This is a genomic window from Entomomonas asaccharolytica, from assembly GCF_016653615.1.
Classification (GTDB): domain Bacteria; phylum Pseudomonadota; class Gammaproteobacteria; order Pseudomonadales; family Pseudomonadaceae; genus Entomomonas; species Entomomonas asaccharolytica.
Genome location: NZ_CP067393.1, coordinates 79,331 through 101,316, shown reverse-complemented (window position 1 = coordinate 101,316; position 21,986 = coordinate 79,331). Strand labels below are relative to the sequence as shown.

Here is a 21,986-nt window from a genome sequence, read left to right as displayed (position 1 = left end):
TCTACTTATAGCAAAATATTATAATTTTCACGATTTACACTGGATCTATTATGGCAAATATTACTGACTATATGCATGAGTTGGGCATTAATGCTCGACAGGCTGCACAAGCATTGGTTAAAGCAACGACAGCACAAAAAAACAAAGCTCTACAATGTATTGCTGGCCAGTTAGCTGATGCCAAAGAAACTATTCAACAAGCCAATCAACAAGACCTTATAAATGGTAAAAAAAATGGTTTATCATCAGCTTTATTAGACCGCTTAGAGTTAACTGATGCTCGTTTAGAGGGGATGATTACAGGCGTAAAACAAGTTATTGCCCTAGCTGACCCTGTAGGTGCTATTAGAGATCTAAAATATACTTCTTCTGGTTTACAAATTGGTAAAATGCGTACACCTATTGGCGTCATTGGTATGATTTATGAATCACGTCCTAATGTAACCATTGATGCCGCTGCACTTTGTTTAAAATCAGGCAATGCTATTATTTTAAGAGGCGGCTCCGAAGCTATTCACTCCAACAAAGCAATTGCAGCCTGCATTCAACAAGGCTTACAACAAGCTAATTTGCCTGCTCATTGTGTACAATTGGTAAATACTACTGATCGTCAAGCGGTTGATTTACTAATAACCATGCCTGAATATGTGGATGTTATTATTCCTCGTGGTGGTAAATCCCTTATCCAACGTATTAGCGAACATGCTAAAGTGCCCGTAATCAAGCATTTAGATGGTGTTTGCCATATTTATGTAGACCAATATGCCGACTTAGCAAAAGCGTGCAAGGTTGCAGTAAATGCTAAATGCTATCGTTATGGTATCTGTGGCGCGATGGAAACACTACTGGTTGATCAAGCAGTAGCAGAAAAATTCTTACCCATTGTAGCTCAACAATTTATAGAAAAAGGTGTTGAACTACGTGGCTGTGAACGTACACTCAGCTATTTACCTACTATTAATAAAGCCACTGAAGAAGACTGGTTTACAGAATACTTAGCTGCCATTTTGGCTGTGCGTGTAGTCGATAATATTGAACAAGCGATTAGTCATATTAATTATTATGGTTCTCACCATACAGACAGCATTATTACTGAAAATACCGAATCAGTAAGACGTTTCCTTGCAGAAGTAGACTCAAGCTCAGTGATGCATAATACCCCAACCTGCTTTGCAGATGGTTTTGAGTATGGCTTAGGGGCAGAGATTGGTATTTCTACTGATAAACTGCATGTGCGTGGCCCTGTAGGTTTAGAAGGTTTGACTACGGAAAAATACATTGTCTTAGGTGATGGTCAAACCCGTGGCTAAAATAGGTTTACTGGGTGGCACTTTTAACCCTATTCACATAGGGCATTTAAGATCAGCTATTGAAGTTGCAGAACAACTGGCATTGGATGAATTAAGACTAATTCCCAATGCCTTACCACCACATCGTGAAACACCCTCAATCAGCGCCAGCCATCGTTTAGCAATGGTACAACTGGCTGCTAGCAATACACCACTGTTTGCTGTGGATGATAGAGAGTTAAAACGTGACAAGCCTTCTTATACCTTTGATACTCTCCACTCCATTCATCAAGAACTGGCTGTTAATGATATATTGTTTTTCATTATGGGGTGGGATGCTTTCTGTGGCTTACCTTCATGGTATCGCTGGCAAGAGCTATTAAATTATTGTCACATTCTTGTATTACAACGACCTCATCTATCTGCTAAAATCCCGCCTGAATTACAAACATTTATAGCAAATAAACGAGTTGATTCTAAGCAGTTTAGTGAAAAATACGGGCAAATCGCTTATATACAGCAGACGCCTTTAGATATTTCATCAACCAAGATTAGAAACAATTTAGCACAGGGTAAATCGGTACAATTTTTATTACCTGAGACTGTGTTAGACTATATTAATCAACACCAGCTTTATCAATAACACGAACAGGTTTTTATAACTCATTAATAGAAATAGATTACTCATCAAGTAAACGAGTAAGTAGTATTTCGTATATTTAGGTAACCAATATATTATGCAAAGTAAACAAATTGTAGAAATAGCCACTGCCGCACTAGACGATTTAAAAGGCAAAGACATTGTTGTTATTGATGTTCATGAAAAAACCAGTGTCACTGATTTTATGGTTATTGCTACAGGTAGTTCTTCACGTCAGGTAAAAGCATTAGCTGATAATGTGATTGAAGAAGTGAAAAAACAAGGTGTGCGTCCATTAGGTATTGAAGGTTTAGAAAATGCCGAATGGGCATTAGTAGATTTAGGTTCTGTAGTGGTTCATGTTATGTTACAAGAAACTCGTAGCTTTTATGATTTAGAACGCTTGTGGCAAGGTGCAGAACAAAGTCGTGCTAAACAAACTAATAATGAAGCTATCTAATTTATGCGTATTCGGCTGATTACTGTTGGTAGTAAAATGCCACGTTGGATTGAAGAAGGTTGGCAAGAATATCATAAACGTTTACCCAAAGAATTACCTGTAGAGTTAATAGAAATTCCGTTAACCACTCGGGGTAAAAATGCTGATATTAAACGTTTTATTCAACAAGAAGGGGTAGCCATGTTGAATAAAACCCAACCTAGCGACAAAGTTATTACTTTAGAAGTCACGGGTAAACCTTGGAGTACAGAGCAACTAGCTGAACGTTTAGCACAATGGCAACTAGCAGGACAAGATATTAACTTAATGATTGGTGGGCCTGAAGGGTTAGCTCCAGAAGTTTGTAAGCGCAGTGATGAAAAATGGTCACTTTCTGCCTTAACTTTACCTCATCCACTTGTTAGGGTTGTGATTATAGAACAGTTATATAGGGCTTGGACCATTCTTGCTGGCCACCCCTATCATAAATAAACCTAAAGGTTTAAATAGTTCATTATGGTAGAACCACTTCCTATAAAAGATCACATAAAAAATGCCCGTATCATAAGGCATAGGGTAATTGTCGGTTCTATTTTTATCGCCACTTTAATACTCATTCTGTTTGCTAGAATGTATTATCTACAAGTTATTCAATACAAATACCACTCAACTCTTTCTGAAAAAAACCGTGTTCATACCCAAGCAATCCCGCCTATACGTGGCATTATTTATGATCGTAATGGTATTGTTATTGCCAGTAATGAACCCAGTTTTAACTTAACTTTTACCCGTGAGCGTGCCAAAGATTGGCCAACTATTATTGATACGCTGGTTGAAGTTCTTCATTTAACCGATGAAGATAAAGAAAGTTTGATTAATAAAGTAAAACAACGCTCTCGTCCTTTTGAATCTATCCCCCTTTTATACGAACTTACAGAAGAACAGAGGGCTATTATTGCTATCAATCAGCCTCGCTTACCTGGTGTTGAAGTTGAAGTACAATTTATTCGTAATTACCCCTATGGGAAATTATTTGCACATTCTGTAGGTTATGTAGGACGTATCAGCGACCAAGATTTAAAACGTGTTGACCCTGTTGAATATAGTGGTACACATCACATAGGAAAAACAGGTGCAGAACGCTTCTATGAAAGCATGTTACATGGACAAGTAGGCTATGAAGAAGTAGAAACCAATGCGCGTGGTAAAGTAATGCGTGTATTAAGCCAAACGCAACCGATAGCAGGACAAAATTTAACTCTTACACTGGATTATTATTTACAAAAGATGGCGATGGAGGTTTTAGAAGATAAACGTGCTGCCATTATTGCTTTAGACCCTCGCAATGGTGAAATATTAGCTTTAGTTAGCTCCCCAAGTTATGACCCTAACCCTTTTGTAACAGGTATTAGTCAAAAAGATTACAGTGCATTAGCTAATAATCCAGATAAACCTTTTTTAAATCGTGCTATCTATGGTACTTATCCACCTGGTTCTACAGTTAAACCTTTGGTTGCATTAACAGGGCTTGAAGTAGGTGCTACCACACCAGATGAGAAAATCTTTGACCCTGGTTTTTATCAGCTACCCAACTCTACCCATAAATACCGTAACTGGAATCGAGGTGGTGACGGCTGGATAAATATGGAAACAGCTATCATGCGTTCCAATGATACTTACTTTTATGATTTAGCCTATAAAATAGGTATTAATAATCTACATAAGTATTTGACTTCATTTGGCTTAGGACAACGCGTATCACTTGATATGTATTTAGAAGAATCATCAGGTATTATGCCCTCCAGAGAGTGGAAAGAAAAAGTTCACAAACAACGTTGGTATCCTGGACATACTTTAATTACAGGAATTGGCCAAGGTGATATGCAAACTACTATTTTACAAATAGCCCAAGCAACTGCATTAATAGCCAATCATGGCCATTGGATTCGCCCTCATTTATTAAAGTTTGCTGATAATTTGACTATTGAACAGCTTATCGCTAACGGTTCAATTGATACTAAAGACCGACCTACTCCTCCTGATATTAAATTAAAAAATAAAGACAACTGGGATATCGTTAATCAGGATATGCAGCAAGTGGTTCATGGCGCACGAGGTACAGCTAGAAAAATGGGCAGTACAGCTAGCTACCGTATAGCAGGTAAAAGTGGTACAGCTCAAGTAGTCGCCATACGTCAAAATGAACGTTATGATAGTAAAAGTTTAAATGAAAGGCATCGTGACCACGCCCTATTTGTTGCCTTTGCTCCTGCTGAAAAACCACGCATTGTTGTGGCTATTATTATAGAAAATGGTGAATCTGGTAGTGGTGTGGCTGCACCCATTGTTAAACAAGTAATGGATGCTTGGCTATTAAATGCTGATGGCCAACTTAAAACCGATGCTGAATTAATGGCTAAAAAGCCTTCGCCAGAAGAATTACCACCTGCTAGTGAAACATTAGAGGATACAAACAATGTTAACTAGTAAAAAACGGATTATTTTAAATAATCAAGCGCCACATAAACGAAGAGCTACCTTTTTAGAACGATTACATATTGATGGTTATTTGCTAGTACTGCTATTAGTTTTAGCAGCAGCTAATTTATTTATCCTTTACTCTGCTAGTGGTAAAAATATGGAGCTTGTGAATAGACAAGCTACTTTCTTTGTTATGGGCACTTTTATTATGTTAGTTATTGCCCAATTCGATCCACGATTTATGGCTCGCTGGGTACTTATTCCCTATATTATCGGTGTTATCTTACTGATTATTGTAGATTTTAATGGCCACAACGCTATGGGCGCTCAACGCTGGTTAAAAATACCTGGCTTAATCCGTTTTCAACCTTCTGAATTTATGAAGATCGTAGTACCAGCCACTATTGCTTGGTATATATCAAGGCATAGTTTACCTGCGAGCTTTAAACATGTGATAGTGAGTCTAGTTTTAACAGGTATTCCTTTCTTATTAGTACTTAGACAGCCAGACTTAGGTACATCACTACTTATCTTAGCTGCTGGTGCTTTTGTTATATTTATTGCAGGGCTTCGTTGGAGCTGGATCATTAGTGCTATTATTGCCGCCATTCCTATTGCTTATGGTATGTGGCATTTTATTATGCACGACTACCAAAAACATCGTGTGCTAACGTTTATAAACCCAGAGTCAGACCCCTTAGGTAGAGGTTGGAATATTATTCAATCCAAAGCTGCTATTGGCTCTGGAGGATTTTGGGGTAAAGGTTGGTTAGAAGGCACACAATCTCATTTAGACTTTTTACCAGAAAGCCACACTGATTTTATTTTTGCATTAATTGCGGAAGAATTTGGTTTATTTGGTGTTATTTTACTGTTAACAATCTACTTATTAATCATTGCACGCTGTTTAATGATTACCATTAATGCTCAAACGCTATTTGGCAAACTTTTGGCAGGTGGCTTGAGTATGACATTCTTTGTTTACATTTTTGTAAATATTGGCATGGTTAGTGGCTTATTACCCGTAGTGGGCGTTCCTTTACCTCTGATGAGCTATGGCGGAACCTCAGTTGTTACATTACTTTCCTCATTTGGTATTTTAATGGCCATCCAAACGCATCGCCAATGGACAACCTCTATAAGATGAAAATGCATATGATAAATAAATACATTAAAATTCAGACCTTGCTCGCCTTATTGCTAACTGTGACGCCAATAACCTATGCTAATAATTATAATGAATCTACAGAGGTTCAAACATTTACCAAAGACTTGGTAGAAAATAATGGCTTTGCCGAAGAGCAACTAAGCACATTATTTAGCAAAGTAAAAAAACAACAAGCTATTTTAGATTTAATTGCCAAACCAGCTGAAAAGGCAAAACTTTGGAAAGAATATCGCCCTATTTTCATGACTGAGCAACGTGTTAATGAAGGTGTAACTTTCTGGAAAAATAACCAAGAAGCTTTAGAAAGAGCTGAAAAGACCTATGGTGTTCCACCACAAATAGTGGTTGCAATTATTGGTGTAGAAACTTTTTACGGTCGTAATATGGGCAGTTGGCCTGTGATGGATGCATTAACAACCTTAGGCTTCGACTATCCACCGCGTAGTGATTTTTTTAGAAGACAGCTTAAAGAATATTTATTGATGACCCGTGAAGAGCAACTAGACCCTTTAACACTAAAAGGCTCTTATGCAGGTGCTATGGGCATGGCTCAATTTATGCCAGGTAGTTTTAGAGCTTATGCGGTGGACTTTGATAATGATGGACATATAGATATATGGAATAACCCCACTGATGCTATTGGAAGTGTAGCTAATTATTTCAAAGAACATGGCTGGCAATCTGAGCAAACTGTTGTGCTACAAGCTAAAGTAACAGGTGACAAAGCTGCCTGTGTTTTATCTACAGGGCTTGAATTAGATAGAACAATTGCTAAACTAACGCAGGCAGGTTGGTCGCTAGCAAAGACCATCCCTGATAATACCCCCGTTATGGCATTTAAGCTTGATGGTGAGGCAGGTGATGAATATTGGGTTGGCTTAAATAACTTTCAGGTGATTACACGTTACAATCGTAGCGTAATGTATTCGTTAGTTGTTTACCAACTATCTGAACAACTATTGGCTACTAAATTAAATAATGACTAAACTTTTACAGATTGCCCGATTAACGACACTTAGTGGCTTAATGATATTACTCATTGGTTGTCAGTCTAATGACACTACCAATAATAATGATGACAGTTATCAAAAAGTCGCTAAAACCTCTCACTCTGGTCAATATGTACGACCTATAAAAGATGGTGCGCCTTGGTGGGATGTAGATGTATCCAATATTCCTGATGCTACTCCTTCTCCTCATACAGGAACCTATAAAAAAAATCCTTATACCGTATTAGGTAAAACTTATTATCCCAAAAACTCTGCCACAGGTTATAAAGAAGTAGGCATGGCCTCTTGGTATGGTACTAAGTTTCATGGACAAGCTACAGCCAATGGCGAACTCTATGATCTATACGGTATGACAGCAGCTCATAAAACACTTCCTTTACCCAGTTACGTTAAAGTAACCAATCTCGAAAATAACCGTAGTGTTATTTTAAGAGTTAATGATCGTGGTCCATTCCATTCAGATCGAATTATTGACTTATCTTTTGCAGCAGCTAAAAAGTTAGGTTATGCTGATACAGGTACAGCGAAAGTAAGAGTTGAAAGTATTGACCCGCAACAATGGGACAATACTAAAAGTACAACGGTTGCTCAGCAACAACCACAAACTTCAGTTACTGTAACTACACAATCTGTAAATGATACACAAGTAAGTGAATACCAACCGCCAACAAATCAACATGCAATGGCAGATACTAGTAACATACAGAAGGGGCTTTACTTACAAGTAGGGGCTTTTGCTAACCCTGATGCTGCGGAACTGTTAAAACAACGCCTAGTCAAAGTGACCGATGTTCCTGTATTTATTAGCTCTGTATTAAATGGCGCTCAGCAATTATATCGTGTCCGTTTAGGCCCATTACCTAATCAACACGAAACATTTAAAACCCAAGAAGCTATCCGCGTCGCCAACTTAGGTCAATCAAAGCTCGTTAAGCAAGACTAACTTTTATTAACATTAATTAATTTTGAAGAATATGAAAATAACCCACTTTATCCAACGTACCACATTAGCAGCCACATTTCTATTTAGTGCTTGCCTTGCTCATGCCCAAGAAATTACTCCTGCAGCTCCCCAATTAGCTGCTAAATCCTATGTACTGATAGATGCTGCAACTGGACAAGTGTTAATCAATAACAATGGTGACCAACGTTTACCGCCCGCCAGTTTAACTAAATTAATGACAGCTTACTTGGCCACTTTAGAAATGAAAAAGGGTCAAGTTAAACCTACAGATTTAGTAACGATCAGTGAAAAAGCATGGCGTACTGGTGGTTCTAAAATGTTTATTGAAGTTGGTAAAAAAGTATCATTAGAAGACCTATTGCATGGCATCATTATTCAATCAGGTAATGACGCCAGTGTGGCTGTGGCAGAGTATTTAGCAGGTAGTGAAGAAGTGTTTGCACAGCTAATGAATAAGACAGCTCAACAACTAGGCATGAAAAACTCTCACTTCATGAATGCTACAGGCTTGCCTGACCCAGAGCATTACTCCTCAGCGCATGATATGGGTATCTTAGCCAGAGCTATTATTTACGAAGACCCTGCCCACTATGCGATTTATAGTCAAAAAGAGTTTCTTTGGAACAACATTAAGCAACCTAACCGTAACCTTTTACTGTGGCGAGATAATACAGTAGATGGACTAAAAACTGGTCATACTGAAGAAGCAGGTTTCTGCATGGTAGCCTCTGCTAAACGTAATGATTTACGACTAATTGCGGTACTATTTGGTACAGCAAGCGAAAAAGCACGTGCAGAAGAAACCCAAAAATTATTAACCTATGGTTTCCGCTTCTATGAAAATAGAACTTTTTATAAAAAAGGTGACCAATTATCTAGCCTAAAAGTCTGGAAAGGCGATGCTGCTGAAGTACAAGCAGGTTTAGCACAGGATATTTCCTTAACCCTTCTTAGAAACCAATTTACAGGCTTACATGCCCAAGTAACCACAGCTAAGCAACTAATTGCACCTGTAAAGGCAGGACAAGTAGTGGGCAAGGTAGAAATTAAAACCGCTAGCAATCAAGTAATTTATAGTACCGATTTAGTAGCCTTACAAACGGTAGAACCAGGTGGTTTCTTTAAACGTATGTGGGATAGCATCGTGTTATTTTTTAAAGGGCTATTTAACTAAGGTGAATTTATGACCAATCAAGAACCACCTAAAATTGAGTTTCCTTGTGAAAATTATGGCATCAAAGTAATTGGTGATGCTCATGATGAATTTAAGCAATTAGTGATTGATATTATTCGTAAGCATGCCCCCGATTTCGATGAGTCTACTATTACTGATCAGTATAGCAGTAATGGTAAATACCATTCGCTTCGTTTAGCTATTACGGCCACAGGTGTTCCTCAGCTGCAAGCTATTCATGATGACTTAAAAGCAACAGGGCGTGTTCATATGGTATTGTAATGAGTGCCGATACACTTATTATTCGCAAATTAGGCATACAGCCTTATGAAACTGTATGGCATGCTATGCAAGATTTCACTAATAACCGAACTGAACAAACCCAAGATGAAGTTTGGTTATTACAACATTATCCTGTTTTCACCCAAGGCACAGCAGGTAAAACCGAACACTTGCTAATGCCTGGTGATATACCTGTTGTCCAATCAGATCGCGGTGGACAAGTAACCTATCATGGACCAGGGCAATTGATTGGTTATTTGATGATTGATGTAAAGCGCCACCATTTAGGCCCTAGAACATTAGTAACCGCTATCGAAAATAGCTTAATTGATCTACTCGCCTCATATGGTATTAAATCTTATGCCAAAGCAGATGCTCCTGGTGTTTATGTAGAAGATGCTAAGATAGCCTCCCTTGGTTTAAGAATTCGTCGCAATGCATCATTTCATGGTTTTGCACTTAATGCACAAATGGATTTAGAACCTTTCTCTCGTATTAACCCCTGCGGCTATGCAGGTATGCGGATGACTCAATTAAGTGATTTTATTGGTAATGTTGATTTTGATGAGTTAATTAAGCGAGTAATAGCACAATTCGTCAATAAACTAGCCTATAGACAAGTTACTTACTTTTCAGACAAACAATAAATACCCCTATTACTTATAAATTTACATTAAATTGCTCTATGTAAAGAATCGGTAAGGTTTTGGTAAATCCTTAAATTTCCTAAAAATATTCTTGTATCATTACTTTAACTTAATCTGTATAGCTGGGAGTAATGATGAAACAGGGGAAAAAAATCACCATTTCTATAGTGGTATTAATAGCCATAGCCACTGCTATTTATTTTCTTTTTTTTAATCAAAAAGAACAAATAAGCTACCTCACAGAAAAAGTAGTTATTGGCGATATTAAGCGCACGGTTAATACCACAGGTGAAATAGGCGCTAAACAAATTGTAACCGTCGGTGCGCAAGTTTCTGGGCAAATTCAAAAGCTTTATGTTTCCTTAGGGCAACAGATTAAAAAAGGTGACATGATTGCAGAGATTGATTCCACTACCCAAGAAAACGAGCTTAACATCAACAAAGCTAAATTAGAGTCATACAAAACTCAATTAGAAGCCAAGAAAATAGCTTTAGTTGTTGCACAAAAGAAATATAATCGTGAAAAAAGCTTAAAAGCTAAAAATGCTACTTCTGATGAAAACTTAGACAGTGCTAATGATGCTTTAGCCACAGCCAAAGCCAATGTTGCCGATTTAGAATCGTTAATCATCCAAACCCAAATCTCAGTAAATACCGCTGAAACCAACTTAGGTTACACCAAAATAGTGGCACCTTTTGATGGTACTATTGTTTCTGTACCCGTTGAAGAAGGGCAAACAGTTAACTCAAATCAAACTACTCCAACCATTGTGCAGATTGCTGATTTAAGTAAAATGGAAATTAAGATGCAAATCTCTGAAGGTGATATCACCAAAATAAAGCCTGGCATGGAAGTAACTTATACCATTCTTTCTGAACCTACTAAAATCTTCAAAGGCCAATTAGATACACTAGATCCAGGCCTAACTACCTTGACGGCAGGTAACTATACTGGCACCACAGATTCCAGTACCGCTGTTTACTACTATGGCAATTTAGTAGTGCCTAATGAAGAAGGAACATTACGCATAGGTATGACAACTCAAAACACCATCACAATTGCTAGCAAAGACAATGTGCTTATAGTACCTACTATTACACTCAACACGGTGGGTGATAAAAACTATGTCTATACCTTAGAAGTAGGTAATAAGGTAGTAGAAAAAGAAGTGACGGTAGGTCTATCAGACAGTATGAATACCGAAATTATCTCTGGTCTTAAAGAAGGTGAAAGGGTTATTTCAGCGCAAATGGCTAGTACAGAAATAACGGCTGCCAGCAGTAAAAACACCAGAATGAGGTTATAAATATGACAATGATAGAAGTTAAAAACCTCAATAAATATTTTGGGGAAGGCAATAATCGTGTTCATATCCTGAAAGATATTAACCTTGAGATAGAAAAAGGTGATTTTATTGCCATTATAGGGCAATCAGGGTCAGGCAAATCCACCTTGATGAATGTACTTGGTTGTTTAGATACGCCTACTTCTGGTTCTTATGCTATCGATGGTATAAAAACAGAAGAAATGGATAATAATGAACTTGCCAAAATGCGTAGTAAAAAATTTGGCTTTATTTTTCAACGTTATAATCTATTAAGTACCTTAACTGCAGAAAATAATGTGGCTCTGCCTGCTGTTTACTTAGGCTTAGACTACAATCAACGCTCCAAACGTGCTAAAGAAATATTAACAAGCTTAGGGTTAAATGATAAAACACAAAACAAACCTAATGAACTCTCTGGTGGTCAACAACAGCGTGTAAGTATTGCGCGTGCATTAATGAATGGTGGTGAAATTATCCTTGCCGATGAACCAACAGGTGCGCTGGACTCTAAAAGTGGTGAAATGGTCATGGAAATTTTACAAGACTTACATAAGCAAGGCCATACCATTATTTTAGTAACCCACGATGCACATATTGCTAATTTCGCTAACCGTGTTATAGAAATTAAAGATGGCATTATCGTCAGTGATCAACGTAAAGCTGATGATATTGTAAAAACTGAAGCCGCTAAACCAAGCAAAGAACGTAATAGTTTAATGTTCTATAAAGATCAATTTGTAGAATCCTTTAAAATGTCTGTGCAAGCAATCATAGCCCATAAAATGCGCTCTATGCTCACTATGCTTGGTATTATTATTGGTATAGCCTCAGTTGTGTCTGTTGTTGCCCTTGGCCGAGGCTCACAGGAAAAAATCTTAACCGATATCAACTCGATGGGTACTAATACTATCAATATCTATCCCGGCAAAGGCTTCGGGGATATGAGGTCTGGTAGAGTTAAAACCTTAACCGTTGATGATTCAGATGTATTAGCCAAACAAAGCTATCTAACTAGCTCAACCCCTGTCAGTTCTGCCAGTGGTGTTTTAGTGTACGGTAATATTTCCGTAAATGGCCAACTAAGCGGTGTAAGTGAACAATATTTTGATGTAAAAGGCTTAGAGATAGCACAAGGGCGTTTCTTTAACAAACAAGATGTACAGAATAACAGTTCTGTGGTTGTTATTGATCCTAATACCCAAAAGAAACTCTTTACTAATGGCGAAAACCCTATAGGAAAAATAGTGGTACTTAATAAAAAACCATTAGAAATAATCGGTGTAACTAAAGAACAACAAACTGTTTTTGGTAATAGCGACAGTCTAAATCTATGGTCACCTTATACTACGGTAATGAATAAAATTACTGGGCAACGTTATATCAGCTCTATTACGGTAAAAGTAAGAGATGATATAAGCTCCCAAGTAGCAGAAAAAAACTTAACCAAACTACTTACCGTTAAACATGGCACACAAGATTTCTTTACCCAAAATACTGATAGTATTAAACAAACCATAGAAAGTACCACTAACACAATGACTTTGTTGATTTCTTGTATTGCATTAATATCGCTAGTGGTAGGCGGCATAGGTGTAATGAATATTATGTTAGTGTCAGTTACAGAACGTACCAAAGAAATTGGTATTCGTATGGCAATCGGTGCAAGACAACATAATATACTTGAGCAATTTTTGATTGAAGCAGTATTAATCTGTTTAATAGGCGGTTTATTGGGGATTAGTCTTTCTTACCTTATAGGCTTTGTTTTCAACTATCTAGTTACTGGATTCGCCATGTCATTTTCAGCCAGTTCAATCGTGCTAGCACTAGGTTGTTCTTCGTTAATTGGTATTGTTTTTGGTTTTATGCCTGCCCGCAATGCCTCCCAACTCAACCCTATAGAAGCACTTTCCAGAGATTGAGGATAATCCTATGAAACCGACTAAATTATTGATATTACCACTTATCCTATCTAGTCTTGTAATGGGCTGTGCTACTACTAACAACCCAGATCAACAACTGCAACAAAGACTACAACTAACACAACAAGTAATAGATCGTTATCAAATAGATACTAATTGGTGGACTATCTATGGTGATAATGAACTTAATAAACTGATTGAGTTAGCTTTAACCAACAATATTGATTTTGCTCAAAGCGCCATTAATGTTAATAGAGCACTTTACCAAGCTAATCTAATAGGTGAAGACCTAGTGCCTAGCTTCTCTGGAGGAACTAGCGGCTCAGCCAGTAAAAATATCAAACATGGTGGCGATAGCAATAGGAATGTCAGTGGTAACTTATCTTTAAGCTATGAGTTGGATTTATGGCAAAAAATAGCGGATACAGCCAGTGCTAAAGAATGGGAATATAAAGCCACTGTTCAAGATTTGGAAACAGCTAGATTAAGCTTAATAAATAGTGTGGTAGACGCTTATTACCAGCTTGTCTACCTTAATGAAGCGATTATCGTTACTGAACAAAGTATCAAGAATTACCAACAAATTAATGAATTAGTTAGCTTTAAATACCAATATGGTAAAGTATCAGCATTAGATCCTGCACAAGCGACTCAATCTGTTTTAAGTGCTAATAACAATTTAATTGATTTAAAAAATCAGCAAAAAACAGCAGAACAGACACTACGCAATTTATTGAATTTAAAGCCAGAAGATAAGTTAACCATTAACTACCCTAGCTTGCTTGGTTTAACGCTACCAGAAGTTGATCTTAATGTTCCATTATCTGTGTTAGCCAATAGACCTGATCTAAAAGCAGCCGAATATAGATTAGAAGAAGCATCACTCAATAAACAAGCCACTGATAAAAGTTGGTATCCAACTATTACCCTAGGCGCAGCGATTAATTCATCTTCGGACAAAGTTAACACTGCTTTTAATGTGCCTTTTGCCTCTGGTAATGTCAGTATTGATCTGCCTTTTCTACAATGGAACAAAGTAAGATGGAATATAAAACTATCAGAAGCAGAATACGAATCTGTACGCCTTTCTTTTGAGCAAAGCCTAACCACGGCCCTTAATGAGGTAGATACTTATTATTACTCTTACTCCAGAACCAAAGATACGTTAGCGAATACTGAGGAAAAATATAAATACGATCAGCAAATTAGCCAATATTATGATGACAGATACCAACAAGGTGCTGGTGAAATTTCAGATTGGCTGAATGCTCTCAATACTGAAACAAACTCAAAGATATCGCTAATTAACAATAGATACAAACTGATACAATATGAAAATATGCTTTATAAAGCAATGGCTGGACGCTACCACGTCCAGTAATAATAAGGGTAGTGGTAACTACCCTTTTTTGTAAACTAACCCTATTTATACCCCTCTTTTATAGCAATAAAATAAAAAGTTAGAATTTTATCTAATAGCAAATTCAAAGAATGAGACTATAATAGTAGTAAGCAAATTATAGATCCCCCCTTAAATAGGATAAAAATGAGGTATGTTGGAAAACATAGCTTTATATATTTTATTTAATGCCATCTGTATAAATCATTTAGATAAAGAAATTGAAATATGACTATGCAAAATGAATCACCTAACACTCCTAAAAAAGCTGTACAGGGTGTTAAATTAAAGGGTGCTGATAAAGTAGCTAGAATCCCTGTAAAAGTTATTCCTACCACTGAGCTACCTAAAAAACCTGATTGGATACGTGTGCGTATTCCTGCTACCCCAGAAGTGGAAAGAGTTAAAACTTTGCTTCGTAAACACCGTTTACATAGTGTTTGTGAGGAAGCCACTTGCCCTAATCTAGGCGAATGCTTTGCCTCAGGTACAGCAACCTTTATGATTATGGGTGATATCTGTACCCGTCGTTGTCCCTTCTGCGATGTTGGTCATGGTCGCCCTAACCCACTTGATGCAGATGAACCTAAAAATCTAGCCATTGCCATTGCTGATTTAGGTTTACGCTATGTAGTTATTACTTCTGTAGATCGTGATGACTTGCGCGATGGCGGCGCTCAACACTTTGCTGATTGTCTAAGAGAAATTCGTAAATTATCGCCTACTATACAGCTAGAAACGCTAGTACCTGATTATCGTGGTCGTATGGAAATCGCATTAGATATTACAGCAACAGAACCACCAGATGTATTTAACCACAACCTAGAAACTGTACCTCGCTTATATAAATCATCACGTCCAGGTTCTGATTTTGAATGGTCATTAGACTTACTGCAAAACTTTAAAAAGCGCGTCCCTCATATTCCTACTAAATCAGGTTTAATGTTAGGCCTTGGTGAAACCGATGAAGAAATTATTGAAGTAATGGAAAGGTTAAGGGAGCATGAAGTTGATATGTTGACCTTAGGCCAATACTTACAGCCATCAAAAAGCCACTTGCCTGTACAACGCTTTGTACACCCAGATACCTTTGAATGGTTTGCAGAACAAGGTAAAAAAATGGGCTTTAAAAACGTCGCATCAGGCGCATTAGTGCGTTCATCTTATCATGCAGACCAACAGGCGCATGGTAAAAAAGTAAACTAACCTGTTTTATTGAATTAATAAAAAAAGAGCTATTTAACAATATGATAGCTCTTTTTTTATGCCTAAAAAGAATGCAATAAACAATGATAAATATTTGCATTTACAACAACATAGCTTTTTTTAATGATTTAGTCTGAATTGCTGGTAATTTGAAACAATAGTGACTAAAATTTATGCTATAGAAATAAACTCACTTCTAATAATAACGCTCCTTTAGCGTTAAGGAGACTCTAAATGCGTGGCAATCCTGAAGTTATCGATTATTTAAATAAACTATTAACGGGAGAATTAGCCGCCCGTGATCAATATTTTATTCATTCCAGAATGTACGATGACTGGGATTTTAAAAAATTGTATGAGCGCCTTAATCATGAGATGGAAGAAGAAACCGAACATGCTGACCAAATTATGCGACGTATTCTCTTTTTAGAAGGCAAACCAACTATGCGTCCTGATGAAATCAATATTGGGACTACTGTACCTGAAATGCTTGAGTTTGATTTACGTTTAGAGCTACATGTTCGCCAAGCATTAGTTGATGGCATTAAATTATGCGAAGAAAAAGGCGACTTTGTAAGCCGTGATATGCTCCGCAACCAATTAAAAGATACTGAAGAAGACCACGCTTATTGGTTAGAAAAACAACTGGGTTTAATTGAAAAGATGGGATTACAAAACTACCATCAATCCCAAGTTTAACTTCATGTTTGCTTGCTAAAACCCATCTTAAACGATGGGTTTTTTGTTAAGCAATACAGATAAATGATTAATCACTTGTTGTGGATTTACTTGCGTAAAACAAAGCGGATATTCTTTGTTTAAATCAAATAGCTGTTTATCTTGCTCTGTAGGCTGATAAGTACACTCCTTCTTTAAGCAGGGTATACATGCAGGGTAATTACCTATTAAATGGATTTGCTCTTTACCATAAGAGCCTGTTAATTCAGGATTAGTAGGGCCGAATAAAGAAATGGTAGGCGTATCTAACGCTGCTGCCAAATGTCCTAAGCCAGTATCTACAGCCACACAAGCTCTAGCAGCTGCCAATACTGCTGCAATACCTTGCAGATTTAATTTAGGCAACACCACTACATTCACTAAATCTTTTGCTATCTGTTCAGCCCTTAACTTTTCTTTATCACTACCCCAAGGTAATTTTACGCAAACATTTTGCTGATTGAGTATTTCTGCTAATTGTCGCCAATAATATACTGGCCAATGCTTTGTATCCCAAGTAGTTCCATGTAAGAACACGACATAGGGATCATTACCTTGTAAATTCCCTATTACCCGTTGGCGATCTAAACCATAATCGCCCATTGTTGTTGGCAATTGATAATTTAAGGCTTGCGCAAATAACTGACGCACACGCTCAACAGCATGCTGCCCCCAAGCAACAGAATAACTATTCTGATAAAAACGACTAGCCATTGGTTCTCTAGCTGATAGTTTATCTAACCCTGCGATAGGTGCTTTTACATAACGGGTTAACCAAGCGCTTTTTAACAAACCTTGAGCATCTATCACTAAGTCATAGTTATAAGCTCTTAATCGTTGCTTAAATGCTTGCCACTCGCCACTTTTCCATGTTTGCCAAAGGTTTTTGCGCCAGCGCCTGATAGCTACAGGTATAACTTCATTCACCGCAGGATGCCAACTGGGTATTTCTGCAAAACTTTCTTCTACGACCCAATCAAATTGAATGTCCGCAATCGCTCTTTTAGCATCAGTTAAGGCAGGTAAAGTGTGGATTACATCACCTAGCGAAGAGGTTTTAATTAATAAAACTCGCATTTAATCCACCTGTTTCACTTTAATTAACTTATCCAATGCTGTTTCAACTAACTCAGGTTTTAATTGCTTTAAACAATTGTAGTGACCAAATCTACAGGTACGGTCGAAACATGGACTGCAATCTAATCCTAAGCGCACTATCTCTACTTGCTCAGCTAAGGGAGGAGTAAACTGTGGTGAGGTGGAACCATATACCGCCACAATTGGGCGATTTAATGCAGCAGCCACATGCATTAATCCTGAGTCATTAGTAACCACAGCACTAGCACAAGCTAATAAGTCTATAGCCTGTGCCAAACTGGTTTGTCCTGCTAGATTATATAATTGGTTTTGCTGTTCATTCGGTAAAAGATTACGAATGGTCTCACCTACTGGAAAATCATTTTTAGAACCAAATATCCATACTTGCCAACCTACTGCTATTCTATCTTCTGCTATTTTGGCATAGTACTCTGCTGGCCATTTTTTTGCCTCACCAAATTCGGCACCAGGGCATAGCGCTAATATCGGTTTAACTGGCTGCAAATTAAAAGTAGCTAATGCTTGTTGTTGTAACTCTGGATTAATTTCTAAATGAGGTTTAGGGTACGGTTGGGCTAAAACTTTACCTTTTGGATACGCTAACGCCATAAAACGCTCAATCATTAGAGGATAAAGTGTTTTATCAAGCTTACGGATATCATTTAACAAGATATACCGCATTTCACCTTTCCAACCTGTACGCTTAGCAATTTTGGCAAAATAAGGCACTAATGCTGATTTAAGGGAATTAGGTAATACAATAGCTTGCTCATACTTACCTTGTAATGAGCGGCCTATTTGTTTACGGGTTTTAATATCTAATGCACCATGCCCTAAAGGAAAAGATAAAGCTTCTCTTACTTCAGGCATACGCTCTAAAATCGGTCTACTCCACTCTGGTGCTAGTACATCAATATTGCAATTTGGATATTCTTTACGCAAACATATAAACAAAGTTTGCGCCATCACCATATCGCCCACCCATGAAGGGCCTATAATTAATATATTCATTAATTGCTTATAATCTGCATTAGGATAATTTGCTTATAATACCAGATCAAAGGAGTATCCTAAAATAACAAAAGCTAAGCGGTTATCTGTTATCCTTCAATTGCTAGTTTATAAATCTCTGAATAAAATACGATCACTCAATGATGATTATCCATCCTCACCAGTTATAGATAAGAACAATATAAAGAGTTAACTCAGCCCTAGAGAGTACCAAAAACTCATTACCCTTTTTCGCTCTTCAACAAACTGATTAGCAGCGACTAAATTAGGTTCATTCTGTAATGCTAATTTATGCACCACCGAACGATAAGCTCGGTAAGTATCTTGTAGCCAAAGAGCATCTTCCTGTGTCATTAAATGGGTTTCTGCCATTGCATCTAAAATACGAATATTATCAGTATAAACAGATAATTCTGGGTATTTCCATGACCAAGCCAAAGTAACAAACTGAGTCATAAACTCAATATCTACCATACCACCTGCATCATGTTTTAAATTAAATAATTGATCTGCTGCAAAAGCATTATTACCTAGTCCAGCATTGGTTATTTGTGTTCCTAGATTATCACGCATTTTTTTGCGCATCTCACTTACTTCTGTTTGAAGCTGTGTTAAATCTCGTTGCCTGCCCAATATCTCAATACGAATTTTCTCAAATGCTTCTGCCACATCAGAGGCACCAGTTAATACGCGCGCCCTAACTAATGCCTGATGCTCCCAAGTCCACGCCTCTTTCTCTTGATAACGTTGAAAAGCAGCTAAGCTACTAACTAATAAACCTGATGCACCTGAAGGCCTTAAGCGCATATCAACTTCATATAAGATACCTGAAGTGGTTTGAGTGGTTAAAATATGGATAATTCGCTGCCCTAAACGGGTAAAAAACAACAAGCCATCAATTGACTTAGCGCCATCTGTCTCTGACTGTGGATCACCATTATGAATAAAAACAAGGTCAAGGTCTGAATTATGACCCATTTCAATACCGCCCACCTTGCCATAACCAATAATAATATAATCTAAATCACAAGCAGTACCATCTAATCGTTGAGGAACACCATATTTCGAGACACATTGGCGCCATGCTAAATGCAATACTTCAGTAAGAATAGCTTCTGCTAACCACGTTAAATAATCACTTACTTTCATTAAAGGTAAATTACCCGTAATTTCAGAAGCTGCCACCCGTAAACGGTGTGCCAATTTAAAATGTCTCAATGCTTCCATTTGCTGTTCTAAATCATCCTCAGGAATACGTGCTAAATGCTGCCGTAACTCTGCGGCCAATTCTACTGCTTTGGGCGGGCTAAATAATTTATCTTCATTTAACAGTTCATCAAGCAACACTGGATAATGAGTAATTTGCTCAGCAATCCAAGGGCTCGCTGCACAGAGCTTTAACAATCTTTTTAAGGCACTAGGATTTTCCGTAAGCAATACTAAATAAACAGAGCGACGCGCTACCGCTTCAATTAAAGGCAATACTCTTAATATACTTAAGGTAGGCTGTTCCAACTCCATAGCAGCATTAATCAAGCGTGGCACAAAAGCGTCTAAACGTTCTTTCCCTGTACGCTGAATAGATCTCAAACTAGGACTATGGCGTAAATCCATTAACTTTTGATAAAGTGCCTGTACATCTGTAAACCCTGCTTCTGCTAATTGATTACAGGAGTTCTCTTCATCTTGGGTTCTTATCCACAGAGATAACCACTCCTCCCCAACAGCTTGACTAGCTTCTTGTTCTTCCTCTTCTGGATCAGCAATCACCTGCTTAAAGTGCCAATCTATACGTTCACGATAGCTTGTTAAAGCCTCATAAAATGCTTGCCAATTTTCATAGCCCATCATAAACGCTACACGGGCTTGATCTGTTGGGTTATCTGGCAACATTTGGGTTTGCTTATCAGCAATGGTTTGAATCGCATGTTCTACATAACGTAAAAAACAATTAACTGACTTTAATTCATCCACCACAGCAGAAGGTAGGTATCCTTCACCTGCTAAAGTATCCAGTACTTTTAGTAAAGGTCGCTGCTGTAAACTTAAATCCCTGCCACCATGAATTAACTGAAAAGCCTGTGCAATAAACTCGATCTCTCTAATACCACCTGAGCCAAGTTTAATATTCTCGCTCATTCCCTTACGTTTAACTTCCTGTTGAATCAATTGCTTCATCGTGCGCAAGGCTTCAATAGCAGTGAAATCGAGATAACGTCGATAAACAAAGGGTCTTAAAATTTCTATTAAATCCTTGCCCGTTTCCTTATCGCCAGCAACTACTCGCGCCTTAATCATGGCATAACGTTCCCAATCACGCCCTTGATCCTGATAATATTGTTCCATGGCAGGAAAACTATAAACTAAAGGGCCACTTGAGCCATAAGGCCGTAGACGCATATCTACTCGAAACACAAAACCATCAATAGTAATACTATCTAATGCTTTAATTAGCTTTTGGCCTAAACGTGTAAAAAATTCTTGATTGTCTAAAGACTTCTTAGCCCCCTCCGTTTCCCCTCCCTCTGGATAAGCAAAAATTAGATCAATATCAGAAGAAAGATTTAGCTCTTGAGCACCTAATTTACCCATCCCTAAAATAACTAAATGCTGGGGTTGTTTTGTGTATCTGCCAATAGGCACACCAAAAACCTTAGCTTGCTCTTTATATAGCCAATGATAAGCCTGATCGATACTCGCATCTGCAAAATCAGAAAGGTTTTTACAAGTTTCTATTAAATCTGCTTGCCTTGTAATATCACGCCAAATAATACGGATTTGTTGACGATTACGTGCCTTACGTAAACAACTTAATAACTCATCTTCTGTACTACAGGCATCCACAACTTTTGCTAACTGCTCAATAATCTCCTGCCTACTAACACTACGATCTAGCTCGCCACTTTCTAACAATTCTAATAGTATTTCTGGACAACGTCTTACTTGCTCTACAACAAACTCACTACAGGTTAATACTCTGGCTAATTGCTGCTGTTTTTCTGCAGGCCATTGCTGATAAATCTTACTATCTAAACCTTTATCGGCCAACGCCTCTGAAAAAGCATTAATACCATGTAACTTCATTGATTGTAAGGATTCAGGTATAGCAATTAACGCAGGTTTATTCATAGCGACATCCAATGGGTTATTAGTTTTACTGTAAATATAAATAATAGACTAATTTATTGTTATTTAGTTGATCTATTATAAG

At 37.6% G+C, this 21,986-nt stretch carries 19 protein-coding genes; 16 read left to right on the top strand and 3 right to left on the bottom strand.

Going from position 1 to position 21,986, the window contains the following annotated elements:
* The first annotated feature begins 50 nt into the window (after positions 1–50).
* From JHT90_RS00485 to bfr, 16 genes are all read left to right on the top strand, one after another.
* Positions 51–1,310: a glutamate-5-semialdehyde dehydrogenase gene (locus JHT90_RS00485; protein ID WP_379971656.1), complete on the top strand. Its 1,260-nt coding sequence runs from the start codon at positions 51–53 to the stop codon at positions 1,308–1,310.
* On the top strand, positions 1,291–1,932 hold the full coding sequence (gene nadD, locus JHT90_RS00480) for a nicotinate-nucleotide adenylyltransferase (protein ID WP_201092771.1): 642 nt from the start codon (positions 1,291–1,293) through the stop codon (positions 1,930–1,932). The genes JHT90_RS00485 and nadD overlap by 20 nt, the downstream gene beginning before the upstream one ends.
* 94 nt (positions 1,933–2,026) lie before the next feature.
* On the top strand, positions 2,027–2,389 hold the full coding sequence (gene rsfS / locus JHT90_RS00475; RefSeq protein ID WP_201092769.1) for a ribosome silencing factor: 363 nt from the start codon (positions 2,027–2,029) through the stop codon (positions 2,387–2,389).
* 3 nt (positions 2,390–2,392) lie between these two features.
* Entirely contained in the window at positions 2,393–2,860 is a 468-nt protein-coding gene (gene rlmH / locus JHT90_RS00470) for a 23S rRNA (pseudouridine(1915)-N(3))-methyltransferase RlmH (RefSeq protein ID WP_201092760.1), read from the top strand.
* Between the two features lie 24 nt (positions 2,861–2,884).
* Positions 2,885–4,855: a penicillin-binding protein 2 gene (gene mrdA, locus JHT90_RS00465; protein ID WP_201092758.1), complete on the top strand. Its 1,971-nt coding sequence runs from the start codon at positions 2,885–2,887 to the stop codon at positions 4,853–4,855.
* A complete protein-coding gene (gene rodA, locus JHT90_RS00460) occupies positions 4,845–5,996 on the top strand; it encodes a rod shape-determining protein RodA (protein ID WP_201092756.1) in 1,152 nt (383 codons plus the stop codon). The genes mrdA and rodA overlap by 11 nt, the downstream gene beginning before the upstream one ends.
* A 2-nt stretch (positions 5,997–5,998) precedes the next feature.
* Positions 5,999–7,003 (top strand): lytic murein transglycosylase B, encoded by a 1,005-nt coding sequence (gene mltB, locus JHT90_RS00455; protein ID WP_201095696.1) that lies wholly within the window; start codon positions 5,999–6,001, stop codon positions 7,001–7,003.
* Positions 6,996–7,970, top strand: a complete 975-nt coding sequence (locus JHT90_RS00450; protein ID WP_201092754.1) for a septal ring lytic transglycosylase RlpA family protein — start codon at positions 6,996–6,998, stop codon at positions 7,968–7,970. The genes mltB and JHT90_RS00450 overlap by 8 nt, the downstream gene beginning before the upstream one ends.
* Before the next feature lie 31 nt (positions 7,971–8,001).
* The gene (locus JHT90_RS00445) at positions 8,002–9,165 is read left to right on the top strand and encodes a D-alanyl-D-alanine carboxypeptidase family protein (RefSeq protein ID WP_201092753.1); all 1,164 of its coding nucleotides are present in this window, start codon (positions 8,002–8,004) and stop codon (positions 9,163–9,165) included.
* A gap of 9 nt (positions 9,166–9,174) precedes the next feature.
* Positions 9,175–9,447, top strand: coding sequence for an HP0495 family protein (locus tag JHT90_RS00440; RefSeq protein ID WP_201092750.1), 273 nt, complete (start codon positions 9,175–9,177; stop codon positions 9,445–9,447).
* Positions 9,447–10,094 carry a lipoyl(octanoyl) transferase LipB gene (gene lipB, locus JHT90_RS00435; protein ID WP_201092748.1) on the top strand — a complete coding sequence of 216 codons (648 nt, stop codon included), beginning with the start codon at positions 9,447–9,449 and terminating at the stop codon, positions 10,092–10,094. Before JHT90_RS00440 ends, lipB begins: the two co-directional genes overlap by 1 nt.
* A gap of 131 nt (positions 10,095–10,225) precedes the next feature.
* Positions 10,226–11,401 carry an efflux RND transporter periplasmic adaptor subunit gene (locus JHT90_RS00430; RefSeq protein WP_201092746.1) on the top strand — a complete coding sequence of 392 codons (1,176 nt, stop codon included), beginning with the start codon at positions 10,226–10,228 and terminating at the stop codon, positions 11,399–11,401.
* Entirely contained in the window at positions 11,398–13,344 is a 1,947-nt protein-coding gene (locus JHT90_RS00425) for a MacB family efflux pump subunit (protein ID WP_379971670.1), read from the top strand. The genes JHT90_RS00430 and JHT90_RS00425 overlap by 4 nt, the downstream gene beginning before the upstream one ends.
* 10 nt (positions 13,345–13,354) lie before the next feature.
* Entirely contained in the window at positions 13,355–14,725 is a 1,371-nt protein-coding gene (tdeA, locus tag JHT90_RS00420; protein WP_201092742.1) for a toxin/drug exporter TdeA, read from the top strand.
* 246 nt (positions 14,726–14,971) lie between these two features.
* Entirely contained in the window at positions 14,972–15,949 is a 978-nt protein-coding gene (gene lipA, locus JHT90_RS00415; protein WP_201092740.1) for a lipoyl synthase, read from the top strand.
* A gap of 234 nt (positions 15,950–16,183) precedes the next feature.
* The gene (gene bfr, locus JHT90_RS00410; protein WP_201092739.1) at positions 16,184–16,648 is read left to right on the top strand and encodes a bacterioferritin; all 465 of its coding nucleotides are present in this window, start codon (positions 16,184–16,186) and stop codon (positions 16,646–16,648) included.
* A 27-nt stretch (positions 16,649–16,675) separates the two neighbouring features.
* Here bfr and waaC read toward each other — a convergent pair whose 3' ends face one another.
* The 3 genes from waaC to glnE form a co-directional block, all read right to left on the bottom strand.
* Positions 16,676–17,743 (bottom strand): lipopolysaccharide heptosyltransferase I, encoded by a 1,068-nt coding sequence (gene waaC, locus JHT90_RS00405; protein ID WP_201092730.1) that lies wholly within the window; start codon positions 17,741–17,743, stop codon positions 16,676–16,678.
* Complete coding sequence (gene waaF, locus JHT90_RS00400) at positions 17,744–18,775, bottom strand: lipopolysaccharide heptosyltransferase II (protein ID WP_201092721.1); 1,032 nt, start codon at positions 18,773–18,775, stop codon at positions 17,744–17,746.
* A gap of 189 nt (positions 18,776–18,964) precedes the next feature.
* Entirely contained in the window at positions 18,965–21,904 is a 2,940-nt protein-coding gene (gene glnE / locus JHT90_RS00395; RefSeq protein ID WP_201092719.1) for a bifunctional [glutamate--ammonia ligase]-adenylyl-L-tyrosine phosphorylase/[glutamate--ammonia-ligase] adenylyltransferase, read from the bottom strand.
* Positions 21,905–21,986 lie beyond the last annotated feature (82 nt).

Coding starts and splice junctions, on each gene's coding strand:
- JHT90_RS00485 (WP_379971656.1), top strand. CDS start 51: ATGGCAAATATTACTGACTATATGCATGAGTTGGGCATTAATGCTCGA.
- nadD (WP_201092771.1), top strand. CDS start 1,291: ATGGTCAAACCCGTGGCTAAAATAGGTTTACTGGGTGGCACTTTTAAC.
- rsfS (WP_201092769.1), top strand. CDS start 2,027: ATGCAAAGTAAACAAATTGTAGAAATAGCCACTGCCGCACTAGACGAT.
- rlmH (WP_201092760.1), top strand. CDS start 2,393: ATGCGTATTCGGCTGATTACTGTTGGTAGTAAAATGCCACGTTGGATT.
- mrdA (WP_201092758.1), top strand. CDS start 2,885: ATGGTAGAACCACTTCCTATAAAAGATCACATAAAAAATGCCCGTATC.
- rodA (WP_201092756.1), top strand. CDS start 4,845: ATGTTAACTAGTAAAAAACGGATTATTTTAAATAATCAAGCGCCACAT.
- mltB (WP_201095696.1), top strand. CDS start 5,999: ATGCATATGATAAATAAATACATTAAAATTCAGACCTTGCTCGCCTTA.
- JHT90_RS00450 (WP_201092754.1), top strand. CDS start 6,996: ATGACTAAACTTTTACAGATTGCCCGATTAACGACACTTAGTGGCTTA.
- JHT90_RS00445 (WP_201092753.1), top strand. CDS start 8,002: ATGAAAATAACCCACTTTATCCAACGTACCACATTAGCAGCCACATTT.
- JHT90_RS00440 (WP_201092750.1), top strand. CDS start 9,175: ATGACCAATCAAGAACCACCTAAAATTGAGTTTCCTTGTGAAAATTAT.
- lipB (WP_201092748.1), top strand. CDS start 9,447: ATGAGTGCCGATACACTTATTATTCGCAAATTAGGCATACAGCCTTAT.
- JHT90_RS00430 (WP_201092746.1), top strand. CDS start 10,226: ATGATGAAACAGGGGAAAAAAATCACCATTTCTATAGTGGTATTAATA.
- tdeA (WP_201092742.1), top strand. CDS start 13,355: ATGAAACCGACTAAATTATTGATATTACCACTTATCCTATCTAGTCTT.
- lipA (WP_201092740.1), top strand. CDS start 14,972: ATGACTATGCAAAATGAATCACCTAACACTCCTAAAAAAGCTGTACAG.
- bfr (WP_201092739.1), top strand. CDS start 16,184: ATGCGTGGCAATCCTGAAGTTATCGATTATTTAAATAAACTATTAACG.
- waaC (WP_201092730.1), bottom strand. CDS start 17,743: ATGCGAGTTTTATTAATTAAAACCTCTTCGCTAGGTGATGTAATCCAC.
- waaF (WP_201092721.1), bottom strand. CDS start 18,775: ATGAATATATTAATTATAGGCCCTTCATGGGTGGGCGATATGGTGATG.
- glnE (WP_201092719.1), bottom strand. CDS start 21,904: ATGAATAAACCTGCGTTAATTGCTATACCTGAATCCTTACAATCAATG.